We start from the raw sequence: 15,586 nt of genomic DNA on the forward strand, positions 1-15,586 counted from the left end.
TTATGGAACGCTCAAGCGCCTCTGCCACCCTCGCCATCGAGGGGATGAGCTGCAAAAACTGCGTGGCCCACGTCGAGGAAGCCCTGGCCGAGTTGCCCGGCCTCGAAACCGCCACCGTGGACCTCGCGAGCAAGCAAGCCCATGTCCGCTTCGATCCCGCCGCCCTCTCGGTCGAGCGGATCGTGGAAGCGATCGAAGCCCTCGACTACCAGGCGACCCCCCTCGCGTAAGCGCGATCGCCAGTTCGTTTCGCGCGACCAACGATTTGGTCGGGAACAAACCAGGCGCTTTGACGGTCAACCTACTAAGCTCTATAGTAGGTCGCACGACCGCCTCATTTCAGGAGAGAAACCGATGCCGATCCAGAATGTGCCTCGCCTCATGTTTTCCGCCCTGTTCGCCGGGGCCGTGATCGCCTCGCTCGGCGCGCTGCCGGCGAGCGCTCACACGCATGGCGACGGCCACGCCGCCCACCAAGCCCCCCAACGCGCGGCGCTTGCACCCAAGGCCATCGCCACCACCACGCTCAAGGTCGATTCGCAGCAGCTCCGCCTCCAGTTGCTCGACGCGCGGGCCTACTTCAAGAAGATGCATGAGGCCCACCCCGATCACCCGGGCATCCCCACCCACCAGCTGAGGGCCCAGGGCCTCGCCAAGGGTTCCAAGGCCGACATCAAGGCCCTTCACGTCGTCGCCCCGAACGGCCAGAAGGTCGAGGCCTACCTGCGGACCGAGAGCGGTCGCCAGGTGGCGGATCTCGAACTCACGACGAAGGGTCGCTATACCTTCGAGCTTTCGGCGCCAAATGGTACGATCAGCCGCTGGAGCCACACCCTCGAAAAGTAAAACCCATCGCTCACGATAAGGAACCACCATGAGGCCCAGGAACTTTGCATGGTTATTCTTGCTCGGCTTGCTGAGCATGACGGCGCCGGCGCTGGCGCACGGGGGCGAGGCTCACGACGAGCCGCCCGCCGCCCCGGCAAGCGCCACCACGCAAGCGACCGTGGCCTCCTACGCGGAGTCGGAGAGCTTCGAGCTGACGCTCAAGTCGCCGCCGCTCGCGGCGAAGCGACACGAGACGATCAAGCTCTTGCTCGCCGACTATCAGACGAACCAGCCTATCGAAGGGGCGACGCTCGAACTGGAGTTCTCGGGCCCCTCGACGGTGACGACCAATGCCACCCCCACCGCCGAGAAGGGGATCTACCTCGCCTCCTTGGAGCTGCCCGAACCCGGCTCCTACCAGCTGGTCGCGAGCATCACCCACGGGGATCAGGCCGACCTCCTGACGGTGGACGAAATCCAGGTGGCGAGCGCCGCAAGCGGCACGGGCGCGCCGAGCCGAACGCCGCTCCTCGCCGGGCTGGGGGCCTTGGCCGTGCTCGGTGCGGGCGGCTTGCTGCTCGCGCGGCGCCGCTTCGGCCCCACCGCCGTCGCGGGCCTGCTCACCATCACTCTTCCGCTCGGCATGGCGAACGAAGTGCGGGCCCACGCCGGTCATGACCATGAGGAGGCGATGGCTGCCCCCGTGGCGGTGGGAGCGCCGATCCCGCTGGCCAAGGAAAGCCAGTTCCTCCTCGGCATCCGGACCGTCCCAGCCGCCGAGCGACAGGTCGCCCAGCGCACGACCCTGCTGGGCCGACTGGAGCCGCCCACCCGCCAGATCGTTGCCCTCCATGCACCGCAGGCAGGCCGCATCGCGACCCGCGAGGTGGCCGACGTGGGCGATCGCGTCCGCAAGGGCCAGGTCCTGGCGGTGGTCGAGCAGGTCCTCTCGACGAGCGAGCAGATCCAGCTTGCGAGCGAGCGCCTGAAGTACCAGAGCGAGCTCACCCAGCTCGAAGCGAGCATCTCCCAGGCCGAGCAGGACGTCGCCAAGACCCGAGCGGACCACCAGCGGGCCCTCAAACTGCGCGACATCGTCGCGGGCAAGTCCCTGGTGGACGCCGAGATTTCCCTGCGCAAGGCCGAAGACGCCCTCAAGGGGCTCAAGGGCCAGCGCGATCGCTACGCGCGCCTCGCGCCGCCGTCGCTGGAGGCGGCCCGCCGCTTCCCGATCGTTGCCCCCTTCGACGGCGTGGTCGCCGAGGCGCACGCAACCTTCGGAGAGCAGGTCGAGCCCAGCAAGCTGCTCTACCGGGTGGTGGATCCCCGCACCCTCTGGATGGTCGCGGACGTCTACGAGCGCGATCTCGCCAAGGTGAGCCGCGCCAAGCGCGGGGTCCTCACGGTCGAAGCCCTACCCGGCGAGAAGTTCCAGGCCCGCCTCTCCAGCATGGGGACCCTGCTCGACGAGCAGACCCGGACCCTGAAGGCGCGCTTTCTGGTCGACAACGCCCAGGACAAGCTCAAGGGCGGAATGTTCGGCCGCCTCGCGGTGGAGGTCGGCGGCAACGCCCGCGTGACCGCCGTGCCGGCCTCGGCCCTCGCCGAACTGAACGGCAAATCGGTGGTCTTCGTCCGCGTCTCCCCCGAAACCTTCGCCGCGCGCGAGGTCGTCCCGGGCAGCAGCGACGGGGGCTGGGTGGCACTCGAAGGCGTGAAAGCCGGTGAGCGGGTGGTGACCGAGGGCGTCTACCAGCTCAAGTCCACCGCCGAGAAGGGGCCGGCCCGCAGATGATCAACGCCATCCTGCGCTTCTCCCTCAAAAATCGCTTCCTGGTCATCGCCCTGGCTGCACTGGTGCTGGTCTACGGCACCATGACCCTGCTCAAGCTACCCGTCGACGTCTTCCCCGACCTCAACCGGCCGACCGTCACCATCATGACGGAGGCTCCCGGCCTCGCGCCGGAAGAGGTCGAAACCCTGGTGACCATGCCCCTCGAGACCGCCATGAACGGGGCCCCCGGGGTCAACCGGGTGCGCTCGAGCTCGGGCATCGGGCTCTCGGTCATCTACGTGGAGTTCGACTGGGGCACCGACATCTACAAGGACCGCCAGATCGTCTCCGAGAAGCTCCAGATCGCCAAGGAGCGCCTCCCCGACACCGTCACCCCGGCCATGGGCCCCATCGCCTCGATCATGGGCGAGATCATGCTGATCGGGATGAGCTCGGAGACCATGGACCCGATGGAGGTGCGGACCTGGGCGGACTGGGTGGTGCGCCAGCGCCTGTTGACCATTCCCGGCGTCGCCCAGGTCGTCAACATCGGGGGCGGGGTGCGGCAGTACCAGGTGCAGGTGAGCCCCGCGCGCCTCAAGCAGTACGGCTTCAGCCTCGAAGAGGTCGAGAAGGCCGTCTCGGGGAGCAACCAGAACACCACCGGCGGCTTCGTCGAGCGGCGAGGCCAGGAGTTCATGATCCGGAATATGGGCCGTGCCGCCTCCCCGGCCGATATCGAGGCGACGGTGGTCGGGGTGCGAAACGGGGTGCCCGTCACCCTGGCGCAGGTGGCCGAAGTGCGCTTCGCCCCCATGATCAAGCGCGGGGACGCGTCGGTGAACGGCCGGCCCGCCGTGATCCTGAGCGTGCAAAAGCAGCCGGGCGCCAACACCGTCGCGCTCACCGAGCAGATCGATCACGTGCTCGCCGACCTCAAACGGACCCTCCCCTCGGAGATCGCCCTCAACGGCGACCTGTTCCGCCAGGCCCGCTTCATCGAGGCGTCGGTGGCCAACGTCGAGGAAGCCCTGCGCGATGGGGCGATCCTCGTGCTCATCGTGCTCTTCCTCTTCCTCTTGAACTTCCGGACGACCTTCATCACCCTGACGGCCATCCCCCTCTCGTTCGTCGTGACCTTCCTGTTCATGAAGGCCTTCGGGATCTCGGTCAACACCATGACCCTCGGGGGCCTTGCGATCGCCATCGGCGAGCTGGTGGACGACGCCATCGTGGACGTGGAGAACATCTTCCGTCGATTGCGCGAGAACCGTCAGCTTCCCGACCCGAAACCCGCGCTGCAAGTCGTCTACGAGGCCTCCAGCGAGATCCGCAACTCGATCGTCTTCGCCACCGTCATCGTGGTGCTGGTCTTCGTGCCGCTGTTCGCCATGGGCGGCATTGAGGGGCGCATGTTCGTGCCCCTCGGGATCGCCTACATCGTCTCCATCCTGGCGTCCCTGTTCGTCTCCATCACCGTCACCCCCGCGCTCGCCTCCTACCTCCTGCCCAACATGAAGGCGACCGGGCAGCACCAGGACGGCTGGCTGGTCCGCCAGCTGAAGCGCGTCAACGCCTGGATCCTCGAACGTACCCTGCGGCACCCCAAGCCGGTGCTCGTGGTCGCAGGCACGCTGGTGGTCATCGCCGGTGCGACCGTTCCCTTCTTCGGGCGCGAGTTCCTGCCCCCCTTCAACGAGGGGACGGCGACCGTGAGCGTCATGGCCCTGCCCGGGACCTCCCTGAGCGAGTCCAACCGCATGGGGGGCATCGCCGAGCGCGAGATCTTGAAGGTCCCGGAGGTCCTCTCAGTCGGTCGCCGGACCGGCCGCGCCGAGATGGACGAGCACGCCGAGGGGGTCCACTCCTCCGAGATCGACGTGGACCTCAAGGCGTCCGGGCGCTCGCGCCAGGCCGTGCTGGACGACATCCGCGATCGGGTCAAGGCCATTCCGGGCGTCTCGGTCAGCGTCGGGCAACCCATCGCCCACCGGCTGGATCACCTGCTCTCGGGCATCCGCGCCCAGATCGCCGTCAAACTCTTCGGCCCAGACCTCGACGTGCTCAGGGCCAAGGCAATGGAGATCGAGGAGGCCATGGCCCACGTGCCGGGCGCCGTGGACGTCCAGACCGAAAAGCAGGTCCTCGTGCCTCAGCTCAAGATCGAGGCCGACCGCGAAGCGGCCGCGCGCTATGGCATCCAGCCCGGCGCCCTGACCGAGATCCTCGAGACCGCCCTCAACGGCCGCGTCGTCTCGCAGGTGCTGGAGGGCCAGCGCACGTTCGATCTGCTCGTACGGTTCGACCAGTCGGCGCACGACAGTCCCCAGGCCATCGAGGAGGCCCTGATCGACACGCCGAGCGGTCAGAAGATCCCGCTCGCCGCCGTGGCACGGGTCGTCGAGACCAAGGGCCCGAACCTCATCAACCGGGAGAACGTGCAGCGCCGGATCGTCGTCCAGGCCAACACCTCGGGGCGCGACCTGGGAGCGGTGGTCAAGGACATCCAGCAGGCGATCGCCTCCAAGGTCGAGCTGCCCCAGGGCTACTTCATCACCTACGGCGGTCAGTTCGAGAGTCAGCAAGAGGCCTCACGCCTCATCGGCGTGCTGGGCATCGCCTCCTTGCTCGGGATCTTCATGGCCCTCTTCCTGCACCTGCGCTCCGCCAACCTGGTCCTCCAGATCATGCTGAGCATCCCCATGGCGCTCATCGGGTCGGTGGCGGCCATCCTCCTGACCGGCCGGGTCATGTCGGTGGCCTCGCTGGTGGGGTTCGTGACCCTGGCGGGCATCGCGAGCCGCAATGGGATCATGATGATCTCCCACTACCTGCACCTGATGCGGGAAGAGGGCGAGGACTTCACCCGCCAGATGATCGTGCGCGGCTCGCAAGAGCGCCTGGTGCCCGTGCTCATGACCGCCTCGACGGCCATGCTGGCGCTGATCCCCATCGCCCTCTCCGCGGGCGAGCCGGGCAAGGAGATCCTCCAGCCGGTGGCCGTCGTCATCCTGGGCGGGTTGCTCTCTTCGACCCTCTTGAACTTCATCGTCGTTCCCCCCGTCTTCTACCTGTTCGGGCGCAAGGCCGCCGCGCGCGTCCTCGCCCACGAAGCAAAGGAGCCCTTCCATGATCAAGCTGCCCCTCGCCCTGGCCACGGCCCTGACGTTCAGCCTGGCGGTGCTGCCGGCCTCGGCGCATAGCGGCCACGAGCACCAGGCCGTCGAAGCCGGCGATCACGCGCACCACGCCCCGCACGGCGGCGCGGTGAGGACGGTCGGCAAGTACCACTACGAGCTACTCGCCAAGACAGATAAGCTCCAGGTCTTCCTGCTGGATGACACCCTGAAGCCCCTGCCGACGGCAGGGATCACCGGGCAGGCCATCGTGCAGGTGCCCGGCAAGGGCAAGCAAACGGTGACGCTCTCGCCGAAGGGCGATCGCTTCGAGGGCGCCGCCACCCTCGCCGGGACCAAGACCTTCGTCGCGATCGTGAGCCTCAAGCTGGACGGCAAGAACCAGAGCGCCCGCTTCAAGTACCAGCTGTAACAGCGCGCCGTGCCAAGACGCCGCTGCGAGAGGTCCTTCATGCTTCGCCCCACCGCCGCTTTGCTCGCCCTCGCCCTGGCCTTTTCGGCGACGCCCGCTCGGGCGCTCGCTCCGATCGGCCTGGACGAAGCCGTGAAGCAGGCCCTTGCCCAAAACCCCCAGCTCATGGCCGCCGAGCGCCAGGTCGAAGCGGCCCAGGCGCGCGAAGTCCAGGCCGCGGCCCTGCCGAACCCCAACCTCAAGCTCTCGGCCGACTCCATCCGGCTCGGCAGCAGCGGCGGCGATTACAAGGCAGGGCTCAGCCAGCCCCTCTTGCTCGGCGGGCAACGCGCGGCGCGCACCGAAGTGGCCAAGCTCGACAAGGCGCTCGCCGAGTTCGAGCGCGCGGTCCTGCGCCAGGACCTCGAAGCCCGGGTCAAGGAGGCCTACGCCCGCGTCCTCTTCGAGCAAGAGGGCCTGGCGTTCGCCAAGGGCAACGCCGACGCGGCGCAGGCCCACCTGCGGGCGAGCCAGATCCTCGTCAAGGCGGGTGAGGTGCCCCAGGTCGAGGCGTTGCGCGCCGAGCTGGACCTCAGCCGTGCGCAGCGAGCGGTCGCCTCAAGCGAGGGCCGGGTCGCCGACGCCCTGGGACGCCTCAACGTCCTCTTGGGGCGCAAGGCCGAAGAGCCCCTCGCGATCCAGGCGCTGCCCATCCCCAAGCTCACGAGCCTGCCGCCCGTCGCGCAGCTCGTCGCGACCAGCCTCGAACGACGCCCTGAGCTGAGCCAGGCGGAGGCGAACGTTCAGCGCGAGACCCTCCTGCGCCGGGTCGCCCTCTCGGGTATGTGGACCGGCGCCGAGATCGAGGTCGGAGGCGGGCTCTCGGACGGATCGCCCGCCATCGGCGCCTCGCTCACCCTGCCCATGCCCTTCTACCGGCAGCAAGGCGAAGTCGCCGAGGCGGAGGCCAACCGGGCCCGCGCCGAGGCCCAGCGGGACCAGCTGCGCAACGAGATCTCGCTCGAAGTGGCGCGCGCCCACCGCGAGGCGACCTTGGCAGCAGACCAGGCGGGACGCTACCAGCAGGCCTATCTCCCGCAGGCCGAGCGCCTTCTGGACAACGCCCAGCGCCGCTTCAGGGCCGGCGAGGGCAGCGGGCTCGAAGTCATCGAGGCCCGGCGGGCGCTCTTCGAAACCCAGACGGGCTACCAGCAGGCGCTGCTCGACTTTCGCCTTGCGATCGCAAGCCTCGAACGGGCGACGGGAAGCGAGCTTACGCGCTGAACGCGGTAGGATGGAGGCACCATGGCACCGAACGATTTTGACGGCGGATCCTTTCATCCAGGCAAACCGGGGCTGAAGAAGCTGCTCGGCGAGCTGGAGGCCGACATCATGCAGCTCGTCTGGGCGCATGAGGCGGACGCGGTGACGGTCCGCGAGATCCACGAGCGCCTCCAGGAGACGCGCCGCATCGCCTACACGACCGTCATGACCGTCATGGGCAACCTGGCAAAGAAGGGCCTGCTCAGCGTCGAACCGGTGGGCAAGGCCTACGCCTACCGCCCGACCCAGTCGTACGAGCAGTTCACCGAGGGGGCCGTCTCGCGGATCGTCGAGGAGCTGCTCAAGGACTTCACCAACCCGGCGATCGCAAGCTTCACCCGGGCCATGGACCAGCAGCGTCCATGACGGTGGCATCTTCTCGCCAAGAGCTCACGGCGCGCGGGGGCATGGCCTTGGCGGCGCTCGGCCTGCCCGCCTCTCTCATCCTCGCCGCCGGCTTCGGGCTCGTCCTGATGGCGGTCGCCGGCTGCCGGCACATGTCCCTGGAGCTCGGGGTCACAGGCGGCAGTCTCGCACTGCTCGCGGTGGGGGGCCTGGCTTCGAGCTTCCTCGGCAACCTCGTCCGCGCCCGAAGGGCCCGAAACCTCGCCGACCAGGTCTCGATCGAGGTCGAGGACGAGGAGCGGCTGCGCGTCGTAACGCGCCTCGCGGCCCGGCTGGGGGTTCCTGCCCCCTCGCTGCGAGCCGTCGTCTCGGATGCCCCCTACGCCTTCGGGGTCCTCGATCGCCCGCCGTGCATCGTCGTCTCGACCTGGGTCTTCGACCACCTGACGGATCCCGAGTGGGAGGCCCTCGTCGCACACGAGCTGGCCCACATGCGCCGAGAAGATCGCCTGTTCCGCTGGCTCGGCTCCCTGTTCTGGCGCAGCCTCAAGGGGATGCCGGGGGCGCACCGAACCTGGCAGCAGCTCGACACCGCCATGGAGGATGCCGCCGATCGCGCTGCGGGCGAGCTCCTGGGCGATGAGGCGGCACTCGCCTCTGCGCGTCGGAAGTTCCTCGCGGCAGAGGGCACGGGGACTCCGCCCGCCCAACTCCTCAAGGCCCTCGCACCCGCCCCCCTTCCGGTCCAGCTCGCGCTGGCGAGCCTCGGAGTGGTGGCCACCCTGCCGCTGCTGCCCCTCGTGGTCGTCCCGCTCTGCATGAGCTTTTGCGGGGTCTAGGAAGCCAACCGAAACCCAAGTCGCCCCGCCGGTTCACGACCACCTCGCGAACCTTCGCGCTCCGACTTTTGAAAATATTACCCGGGTAATATTGACTTCAAGAATATTACCCGGGTAATATCATGCCAGCTCATCGGAAAGGAGCATGGCATGGACACGCAACCGCACACCTACACGGCCTTCGCCGAGACGCGCCTCGTCGCCGCGGGAAGCATCGAGGACGTGGCCCTCAGGACCAAGGAATGGCTCGAAGAGGGCGGAGCCTCGGTGCTCGTCTTCGAGGACCAGACGGGCCAGCAAATCGACCTCGACCTCCGGGGCACGCACGACGAGGCCTTGGCGCGCCTTCAAGCGCATCCCTGGCTCCAGCGTCACCAAGCACCCGAGGAGAAGCGCCAGGGCCCCGGCCGTCCCAAGCTCGGCGTCACCTCGCGCGAGGTCTCGCTCCTGCCCAGGCACTGGGATTGGCTCAACGAGCAATCGGGCGGCGCCTCGGTGACCCTTCGCAAGCTCGTCGAAGAGAAGATGAAGCAGAGCCAGGGTGCGGACCGCGCCCGCAAGGCCCGCGACGCCGCCTCCAAGTTCATGTGGAGCATGGGCGGCAACCTGCCCGACTTCGAAGAGGCCTCGCGCGCCTTCACCCGCAAGGAATACGCGCGCTTCGACCAGCTGATCGAGGCGTGGCCCGAGGATATCCGGGCGTACATGCGAAAGCTCGTCTCCACGGCCGCTCACGCCGAAGAGGAGGTGGCAGGTGAACGCTAAGGAAACCCTCAAGGCCGACTACCGACACAACTGGCCCAAGCTCCGCAAGATGGGCGTGTACCAGATCAAGAACCAGGTGAACGGCAAGGTCTTCCTCGCGGCGAGCCTGAACCTGGAAGGCACGGTCGAACGCGATCGCGCCTGGCTGCCCCGAGGCGGCCACACCAACCACAAGCTCCAGCAGGACTGGAAGGCGTTCGGCGCGGACGCCTTCACCTTCGAGATCCTGGAGACCCTGACCCCGACGGACGAGCCGCGCGATTACGCGGCCGAGGCCGCGCTCTTGCTCGAAGCATGGAAGGCGCAGCTCGAACCCTACGGCGACAAGGGCTACCTTCCGCCGCCCCGGCGATAGCCCCACCTCACAGGAGATTCCTCATGTCGAAATCCCCCAAGAGCCCCGGCATGCTCTTCATCTTCATCACGGTACTGCTGGACATCATCGGGATCGGGATCGTCATTCCCATCACCCCGCAGCTCGTCTCCCAGTTCGTGGGCGGCGACCTCTCGGACGCCTCGCGCTACTATGGGCCCGCGATCGCGCTCTACACCGCGATGCAGTTCCTCTGCGCCCCGACACTCGGTGCGCTCTCCGATCGCTTCGGGCGCAAGCCGATCCTCTTGCTCTCGCTCGTGGGCACGAGCCTCGCCTATCTCATGACGGCCTTCGCGCCCAACCTCGCTTGGCTGTACGCCGCCCGCATGCTGGGCGGCGTGGCAGGGGCCAGCATGACGGTCGCCTCCGCCTACATCGCGGACGTCAGCGCGCCGGAGCGCCGTGCGCAGAACTTCGGGATGCTCGGAGCCGCCTTCGGGATCGGCTTCATCATTGGGCCGGCGCTCGGCGGCGCCTTGGGGCATTTCAGCCTCCACCTCCCCTTCTTCGTCTCGGCGGCGGTGTCGCTGATCAACTTCGTTTACGGCCTCGTCGCGCTCCCCGAGTCGCACCGTTTGGAGAACCGGCGCGCCTTCACCTGGGCCAAGGCGAACCCTCTCTCCTTCGTGCCGCTGCTGCGCAAGTACCCCCAGATCATGGGGATGGCGACGTCCCTCCTCTTGGTGGGCCTCGCCCAGCAGTGCCAGCAGAGCAACTGGGTGCTCTTCACCAGCCTGCGCTTCAAGTGGTCACCGGCAGAGAGCGGCGTCTCGCTCGCGCTGGCGGGCCTCTGCATGGTCCTGGTCCAGGGCGGCCTGATCCGGCTGGTCCTGCCCAAGCTCGGCGAACGGCGGGCGATCCTGTACGGGCTCGTGCTCTTCGGCGGGTCGATGGTGCTCTTCGGCCTCGCGAGCAAGGGTTGGATGATGTACGCGGTCACGGTGGTGTCGAGCCTGTCGGCGATCGCAGGCCCTGCGACCCAGGGCCTCATCTCTCGCCAGATCGGCCCGGACGAGCAGGGTGCCGTCCAAGGGGCGCTGACCAGCCTCACGAGTCTTACGGGCATCGTCGGCCCCGTCGTGGCCAATCAGCTCTTCGCCACCTTCACGGCGGCCTCGGCTCCGGTCAAGATCCCGGGCATCGCCTTCTTCTTGGGTGCTCTTCTCATCGGGCTCGCGTTCCTGAACATGCTGCGCGTCTTCGCGAAGCACCCGGTGCCTGCCACAGCGGCGCAGCCCGCCCAGGTGTGAGGTGATCTAAAGCAAGAACAACCCACCCACCACGACCAGCGCAACGCCAACGATTTGCTTGGCGCTGAGCGTCTCCTTGAGGCCGAAGACGCCGATCAGCATCGTGACGACCGGTGCCGCGCTGAACAGGAAGGGGAAGACCCGCGACACGTCGGCGCGCTGCAAGAGCAGGTAGTAGCAATACTGCGCCAACAGCATCGAGGTGACGCCGCTCGCCAGGAACAGACCGATGGCGAGCGGCGGCAGCTCGCGGATCAGGCGGGTGCCCTTGCCGATGGTCAGCGCGAGCGGGATGGCGATCGCCGAGACCCCCACCGTCCGGATGGCGATCCCGACGAGGGGCGAGGCCGAGAAATGCGTGAGCGCCAGCTTGTCGAAGATGGGGATGAGGCCCCACAGGAAGATGGTGACGAGCGTCAGGGCGATGGTGGGAAGGCTCATGGGGACTCCGGGCGATGAGGGGACCATGGGATACGGTACGCTCCCAAGCACGCAACGATCAATCCCGCATCAAGCTTTTGGCGCCTTCGTGCCTGGAAACTCCCCGCGCGATCGCTATGCTGATCGGGCGAACCCTCATAACAAGGGAGGAAGGCATGGACCACGAAGCGCCCACCACGCGCCGCGACTTCTTCCGGCTGGCGAGCGTCCTCGGCGCGGGGCTCGCCCTCTCGGCCTGCATGCCCAAGGAGGGCGTCGGCGGCGCCAAGGCCCTGGCGGCGAGCGAGGCCCCGGTGAAAGCGGACGTCGAAGAGGTCCTGCCGGTCGAGGACCTCATGCGCGAGCACGGCATCCTGCGCCGGATCCTGCTCATCTACCGCGAGGCCGAAAAGCGCCTGTTCGCAAGCCAAGACGTCGATCCCAAGATCCTCACCGGCTCCGCCGAGATCATCCGGCGCTTCATCGAGGAGTACCACGAGAAGCTCGAAGAGGATTACCTCTTCCCCCACTTCGAGCGCGCCGGCAAGCTCACCGACCTGGTCAAGGTCCTGAAGCAGCAGCACGAGGGCGGACGCCGCCTGACCGCCGAGATCCTCGCCCAGGCGACGAAGGCGGCGCGCGTCTCGGAGGCCCGCCGCTCGCTGGCTGATGCCCTGCATGCGTTCGTGCGCATGTACGAGCCCCACGCCGCCCGGGAGGACACCGTCCTCTTCCCCGCCTTCCGCAGCGTGGTGACGCCCAAGGAGTACGACCAGTACGGCGACATCTTCGAGGACAAGGAGAAGGCGCTCTTCGGCACCAACGGCTTCGAGAACATGGTGTCGCAGGTGGCGGACCTCGAGAAGGCCATGGGGCTGTACGAGCTCTCGCAGTTCACCCCGCGATGACCTTCGACCTCTGGGTGTTGCTGGTCGCCGTGCTGGCCGGCGGCGTCGCCGCCATCTCGGGCTTCGGCATCGGCAGCCTGCTCACCCCCTTGCTGGTCCTCCAATTGGACACCAAGCTCGCGGTCGCCGTGGTGGCGATCCCCCACGCCGCGGCGACCGCCTACCGCTTCTGGCTCCTGCGCGCGCACCTGGACCGCGGGGTGCTCGCAGGCTTTGGCGTCAGCAGCGCCATCGGGGGGCTTCTCGGCGCGGTGCTCCACGCCTACGCGCCGGTGCGGGCCCTCACGCTGGTCTTCGGGCTCCTGCTCGTCTTCGTGGGGGCGAGCGGCCTGAGCGGCCTCGCCGAGCACCTGCGCTTCCGGGGGCCCTGGGCCTGGGGGGCCGGTGCCCTCTCGGGCCTGCTCGGCGGCCTGGTCGGAAACCAGGGCGGCATCCGCTCGGCGGCCCTCTTGGGCTTCGACGTGAGCAAGGAAGCCTTCGTCGCCACCGCGACCGCCGTGGGGCTCTTGGTGGACGCGGCACGCTTGCCCGTCTACCTCGCCACCCAGGGGGCGGCGATCGCCGGCCAGTGGTCGCTGGTGGCGATCGCCACCGTCGGGGTCCTGGTCGGGACCGTCGCGGGCAGCCGGGTGCTGAGGCGGATTCCCGACGCCGTCTACCGCCCCATGGTCTCGGGGATCATCCTCGCGCTCGGGCTGGCCATGCTCGCGCGGGCCCTGCTTTGACTTTCACGCTTCGAGCCGCTACGATGGCGCCCGCTTGGCCGCTAGGCCGATGGTGGCAGCCCTCAGGGGATGGGGGCTTTTTCGTTTCTCGAGGAATCGGATCGTGTGGGAACTGCTCTGGGTCGGAAGCGGCGGATTCTTCGGGGCCATCAGCCGCTATGCCCTCGGGAACTGGGTCACCTCAAAGCTCGGAGCCACCTTCCCCTTCGGGACGCTCGTCATCAACCTCTCGGGCTGCTTCATCCTCGGCTTCTTCGGGACCCTCGCCCTCCAGCGCGCCACCCTCATCCCGCCTGAAGCGCGCTTGCTCATCGCCGTCGGGTTCGTGGGCGCCTACACCACCTTCTCGACCTTCAGCTTCGAGATCATCCGCCTGCTCGAAGAGAACAACCTCGTCCTGGCCCTGGCCTACGTCCTGGGCAGCGTCCTCTTCGGGCTGCTGCTGACCTACCTCGGCGTCATCGCGGCCCGCGCCCTCGGTTGAATCGGGAGGTTTCCCCATGCCCCTCCAAGGCCCCGGCAAGCTCCTCAGCGTCTACCTCGGCGAAAGCGACAAGTGGCACCACCAGCCCCTCTACATGGCCATCGTCGAGCGGGCGCGCCGCGAAGGCCTCGCCGGCGCCACCGTCATCCGGGGCGACGCGGGCTTCGGCGCCCACAGCCGGGTCCACACGGCCAACCTCCTGGCGCTCTCGGCCGATCTGCCCATCGTGATCCAGCTGGTCGACACCGCCGAGCGAATCGAGGCCTTCCGCCCGATCCTCGACGAGATGGTCCAAGAGGGCCTGGTCACCTTGCAAGACGTCGAGATCGTCTCCTACCGGCACCGCAAGGGCTGAGGCTAGCCCCCCCGGAGCGCGAGCAGGATCCCGAGCGCAGCACCGCAGGCCATCAGCCAGACCGAGCTCCATTTGAAGCGCACCAAAAGCAGGAGGCTCATAAGCGCCAGGCCGATGCTCAGCGGATCGACCAGGCTCGAACGCGCGAGCTGCCAGGTGACCGCCGCCATCAACGCGAGCGAGGCCACGTTGAGGCCATCCAGGAAGGACCCCATCGTCGGCGAGGAGCGCAGGCGCGGGATCAAGGGCGCGCTCAGGGCCACGAAGCAGAAGGCGGGCAAGAAGATGCCCAAGGTCGCGATCGCTGCCCCCGGCCCCCCGCCCAGCAAGTACCCGATGAAGGTCGCGGTGGTAAAGACCGGCCCCGGCGTCACCTGGCCCACGGCGATCGCATCGAGCAATTGCGCGTCCGTCAGCCACCCCCACCGCTGGACCAGATCGGCGCGCAAGAAGGCGAGCAGCACGTAGCCGCTGCCGAAGAGCACCGAGCCCACCTTCACGAAGAAGGCGAAGAGAGGCCACAGGCCGACCGGGGCCGCCACCGGCGCCGCTGGGACGAGGCCCGAGAAGAAGGGCAGCAGCGCGAGCTCGGCGCGCGGCAAGTCCGCTCGGCGTTCGCGCAGGCGGCACGCCAGGGCGAACGCGCCCCCCGTGCCGAAGAGGATCGCCAGCTCGTTGACGCCAAGCAGGCACAAGACCAGGGCCCCCAGGGCCGCCACCGCGAGCAGGCGCGACTTGAGGGCCGTGCGCCCCAGCCCCCACAGGGCCTGCGCGACCACGGCGATGACGACCGGCTTGACCCCAACGAGCAGGCCCGCCATGGCGGGCAGCGCTCCGAAGCGGGTGTAGAGCCAGGCGATCGCCCCCACGATCAAGGTCGCAGGGAGGATGAAGCAGGCCCCCGCGATGAGCAAGCCCCGCCAGCCGGCCACGTGGTGGCCGACGTGGATGGCAAGCTCGGTCGAGTTGGGGCCGGGGATCAGGTTGGTCGCACCGAGCAGATCCAGGAAGCGCTCGCGGCTGAGCCACCCTCGACGCCGGACGACCTCGTCCTCCATCATCGCGATGTGGGCGGCGGGGCCGCCGAAGGCCGTGGTCCCGAGTTTCAGGAAAAGAAGGGCCACCTCCAAGAGCGCGACCCGAGGCCGAGCATCCCTCATTCCCGCTCCGCGAGCCGGGCGTCCAGCGACCAGGGACCGGCCCCGACCAGCAGCAGGAAGAGCAAGCCCATGAGCATGGAGAAATCGGTGCGGGCCTCGTGGGCCATGGCCCAGAAGCCCTGATGGAGCAAGATCGGAAGCTTGGTCGTGGCGAGGGCGACCAGGATGATGGTGAGGGTCGGCAGCACGGCAAGGCGGGTCAGCAGCCCCAGGAGGATGAGGATCCCACACCCCACCTCGAAGCTTCCGACCATCGGGGCCAGCACCTCGGGCGCCGGCAACCCGATCTTGGCGAAGCGCCCGACGCCCAGTGCCGCCGGGAAGAGGAACTTCTGGATCCCCTCCGAGAGGAAGACCGCACCGACCATGAACCGGATGAGCAGCGTTGCCGCGGGCGCCTGGGTCACAAGCAATCGCATGAGGGTGAGGGGCATCCGTCAGGCTCTCCGTGTGAGGGGCGGCGCGCTCCTCATCATACCGCGCGCTCGCCCACATGCGCCGCCAGG

The 15,586-nt window shown here is 68.2% G+C and carries 18 protein-coding genes; 15 read left to right on the forward strand and 3 right to left on the reverse strand.

Going from position 1 to position 15,586, the window contains the following annotated elements; all coding sequences use genetic code 11:
* Positions 1-2: 2 nt before the first annotated feature.
* From J7643_12620 to J7643_12670, 11 genes are all read left to right on the forward strand, one after another.
* Complete coding sequence (locus J7643_12620; GenBank protein ID MBO9541424.1) at positions 3-230, forward strand: heavy-metal-associated domain-containing protein; 228 nt, start codon at positions 3-5, stop codon at positions 228-230.
* A gap of 124 nt (positions 231-354) precedes the next feature.
* Positions 355-846 carry a hypothetical protein gene (locus J7643_12625; GenBank protein MBO9541425.1) on the forward strand — a complete coding sequence of 164 codons (492 nt, stop codon included), beginning with the start codon at positions 355-357 and terminating at the stop codon, positions 844-846.
* Between the two features lie 28 nt (positions 847-874).
* Positions 875-2,623, forward strand: a complete 1,749-nt coding sequence (locus tag J7643_12630) for an efflux RND transporter periplasmic adaptor subunit (protein MBO9541426.1) — start codon at positions 875-877, stop codon at positions 2,621-2,623.
* A complete protein-coding gene (locus J7643_12635; protein MBO9541427.1) occupies positions 2,620-5,805 on the forward strand; it encodes an efflux RND transporter permease subunit in 3,186 nt (1,061 codons plus the stop codon). The genes J7643_12630 and J7643_12635 overlap by 4 nt, the downstream gene beginning before the upstream one ends.
* Positions 5,732-6,151, forward strand: a complete 420-nt coding sequence (locus J7643_12640; protein ID MBO9541428.1) for a hypothetical protein — start codon at positions 5,732-5,734, stop codon at positions 6,149-6,151. The genes J7643_12635 and J7643_12640 overlap by 74 nt, the downstream gene beginning before the upstream one ends.
* A gap of 39 nt (positions 6,152-6,190) precedes the next feature.
* On the forward strand, positions 6,191-7,414 hold the full coding sequence (locus J7643_12645; GenBank protein ID MBO9541429.1) for a TolC family protein: 1,224 nt from the start codon (positions 6,191-6,193) through the stop codon (positions 7,412-7,414).
* Between the two features lie 21 nt (positions 7,415-7,435).
* Positions 7,436-7,819, forward strand: a complete 384-nt coding sequence (locus J7643_12650) for a BlaI/MecI/CopY family transcriptional regulator (GenBank protein MBO9541430.1) — start codon at positions 7,436-7,438, stop codon at positions 7,817-7,819.
* Positions 7,816-8,637 (forward strand): M48 family metalloprotease, encoded by an 822-nt coding sequence (locus J7643_12655; protein MBO9541431.1) that lies wholly within the window; start codon positions 7,816-7,818, stop codon positions 8,635-8,637. The genes J7643_12650 and J7643_12655 overlap by 4 nt, the downstream gene beginning before the upstream one ends.
* Before the next feature lie 150 nt (positions 8,638-8,787).
* Entirely contained in the window at positions 8,788-9,402 is a 615-nt protein-coding gene (locus tag J7643_12660) for a DUF2239 family protein (GenBank protein ID MBO9541432.1), read from the forward strand.
* A complete protein-coding gene (locus tag J7643_12665; protein MBO9541433.1) occupies positions 9,392-9,757 on the forward strand; it encodes a GIY-YIG nuclease family protein in 366 nt (121 codons plus the stop codon). Before J7643_12660 ends, J7643_12665 begins: the two co-directional genes overlap by 11 nt.
* Before the next feature lie 50 nt (positions 9,758-9,807).
* Complete coding sequence (locus J7643_12670; GenBank protein MBO9541434.1) at positions 9,808-11,028, forward strand: TCR/Tet family MFS transporter; 1,221 nt, start codon at positions 9,808-9,810, stop codon at positions 11,026-11,028.
* 6 nt (positions 11,029-11,034) lie between these two features.
* Here J7643_12670 and J7643_12675 read toward each other — a convergent pair whose 3' ends face one another.
* Positions 11,035-11,469, reverse strand: coding sequence for an EamA family transporter (locus J7643_12675; protein MBO9541435.1), 435 nt, complete (start codon positions 11,467-11,469; stop codon positions 11,035-11,037).
* Positions 11,470-11,624: 155 nt separating this feature from the next.
* Between J7643_12675 and J7643_12680 the strand changes: the two genes are divergently transcribed.
* Genes J7643_12680 through J7643_12695 form a run of 4 tightly spaced genes read left to right on the forward strand, consistent with a single transcriptional unit; the run spans position 11,625 to position 13,920 of the window.
* Complete coding sequence (locus tag J7643_12680; protein MBO9541436.1) at positions 11,625-12,356, forward strand: hemerythrin domain-containing protein; 732 nt, start codon at positions 11,625-11,627, stop codon at positions 12,354-12,356.
* A complete protein-coding gene (locus J7643_12685; GenBank protein ID MBO9541437.1) occupies positions 12,353-13,081 on the forward strand; it encodes a sulfite exporter TauE/SafE family protein in 729 nt (242 codons plus the stop codon). The genes J7643_12680 and J7643_12685 overlap by 4 nt, the downstream gene beginning before the upstream one ends.
* Positions 13,082-13,130: 49 nt before the next feature.
* Positions 13,131-13,565 (forward strand): fluoride efflux transporter CrcB, encoded by a 435-nt coding sequence (crcB, locus tag J7643_12690; protein MBO9541438.1) that lies wholly within the window; start codon positions 13,131-13,133, stop codon positions 13,563-13,565.
* A gap of 16 nt (positions 13,566-13,581) precedes the next feature.
* Positions 13,582-13,920, forward strand: coding sequence for a DUF190 domain-containing protein (locus J7643_12695; GenBank protein ID MBO9541439.1), 339 nt, complete (start codon positions 13,582-13,584; stop codon positions 13,918-13,920).
* Between the two features lie 2 nt (positions 13,921-13,922).
* Here J7643_12695 and chrA read toward each other — a convergent pair whose 3' ends face one another.
* Positions 13,923-15,080 carry a chromate efflux transporter gene (gene chrA, locus J7643_12700; protein ID MBO9541440.1) on the reverse strand — a complete coding sequence of 386 codons (1,158 nt, stop codon included), beginning with the start codon at positions 15,078-15,080 and terminating at the stop codon, positions 13,923-13,925.
* Positions 15,077-15,514, reverse strand: a complete 438-nt coding sequence (locus tag J7643_12705; GenBank protein MBO9541441.1) for a DoxX family protein — start codon at positions 15,512-15,514, stop codon at positions 15,077-15,079. The genes chrA and J7643_12705 overlap by 4 nt, the downstream gene beginning before the upstream one ends.
* Positions 15,515-15,586 lie beyond the last annotated feature (72 nt).

It is taken from the genome of bacterium, assembly GCA_017744355.1.
In the GTDB taxonomy this organism is placed as follows: domain Bacteria; phylum Cyanobacteriota; class Sericytochromatia; order S15B-MN24; family UBA4093; genus JAGIBK01.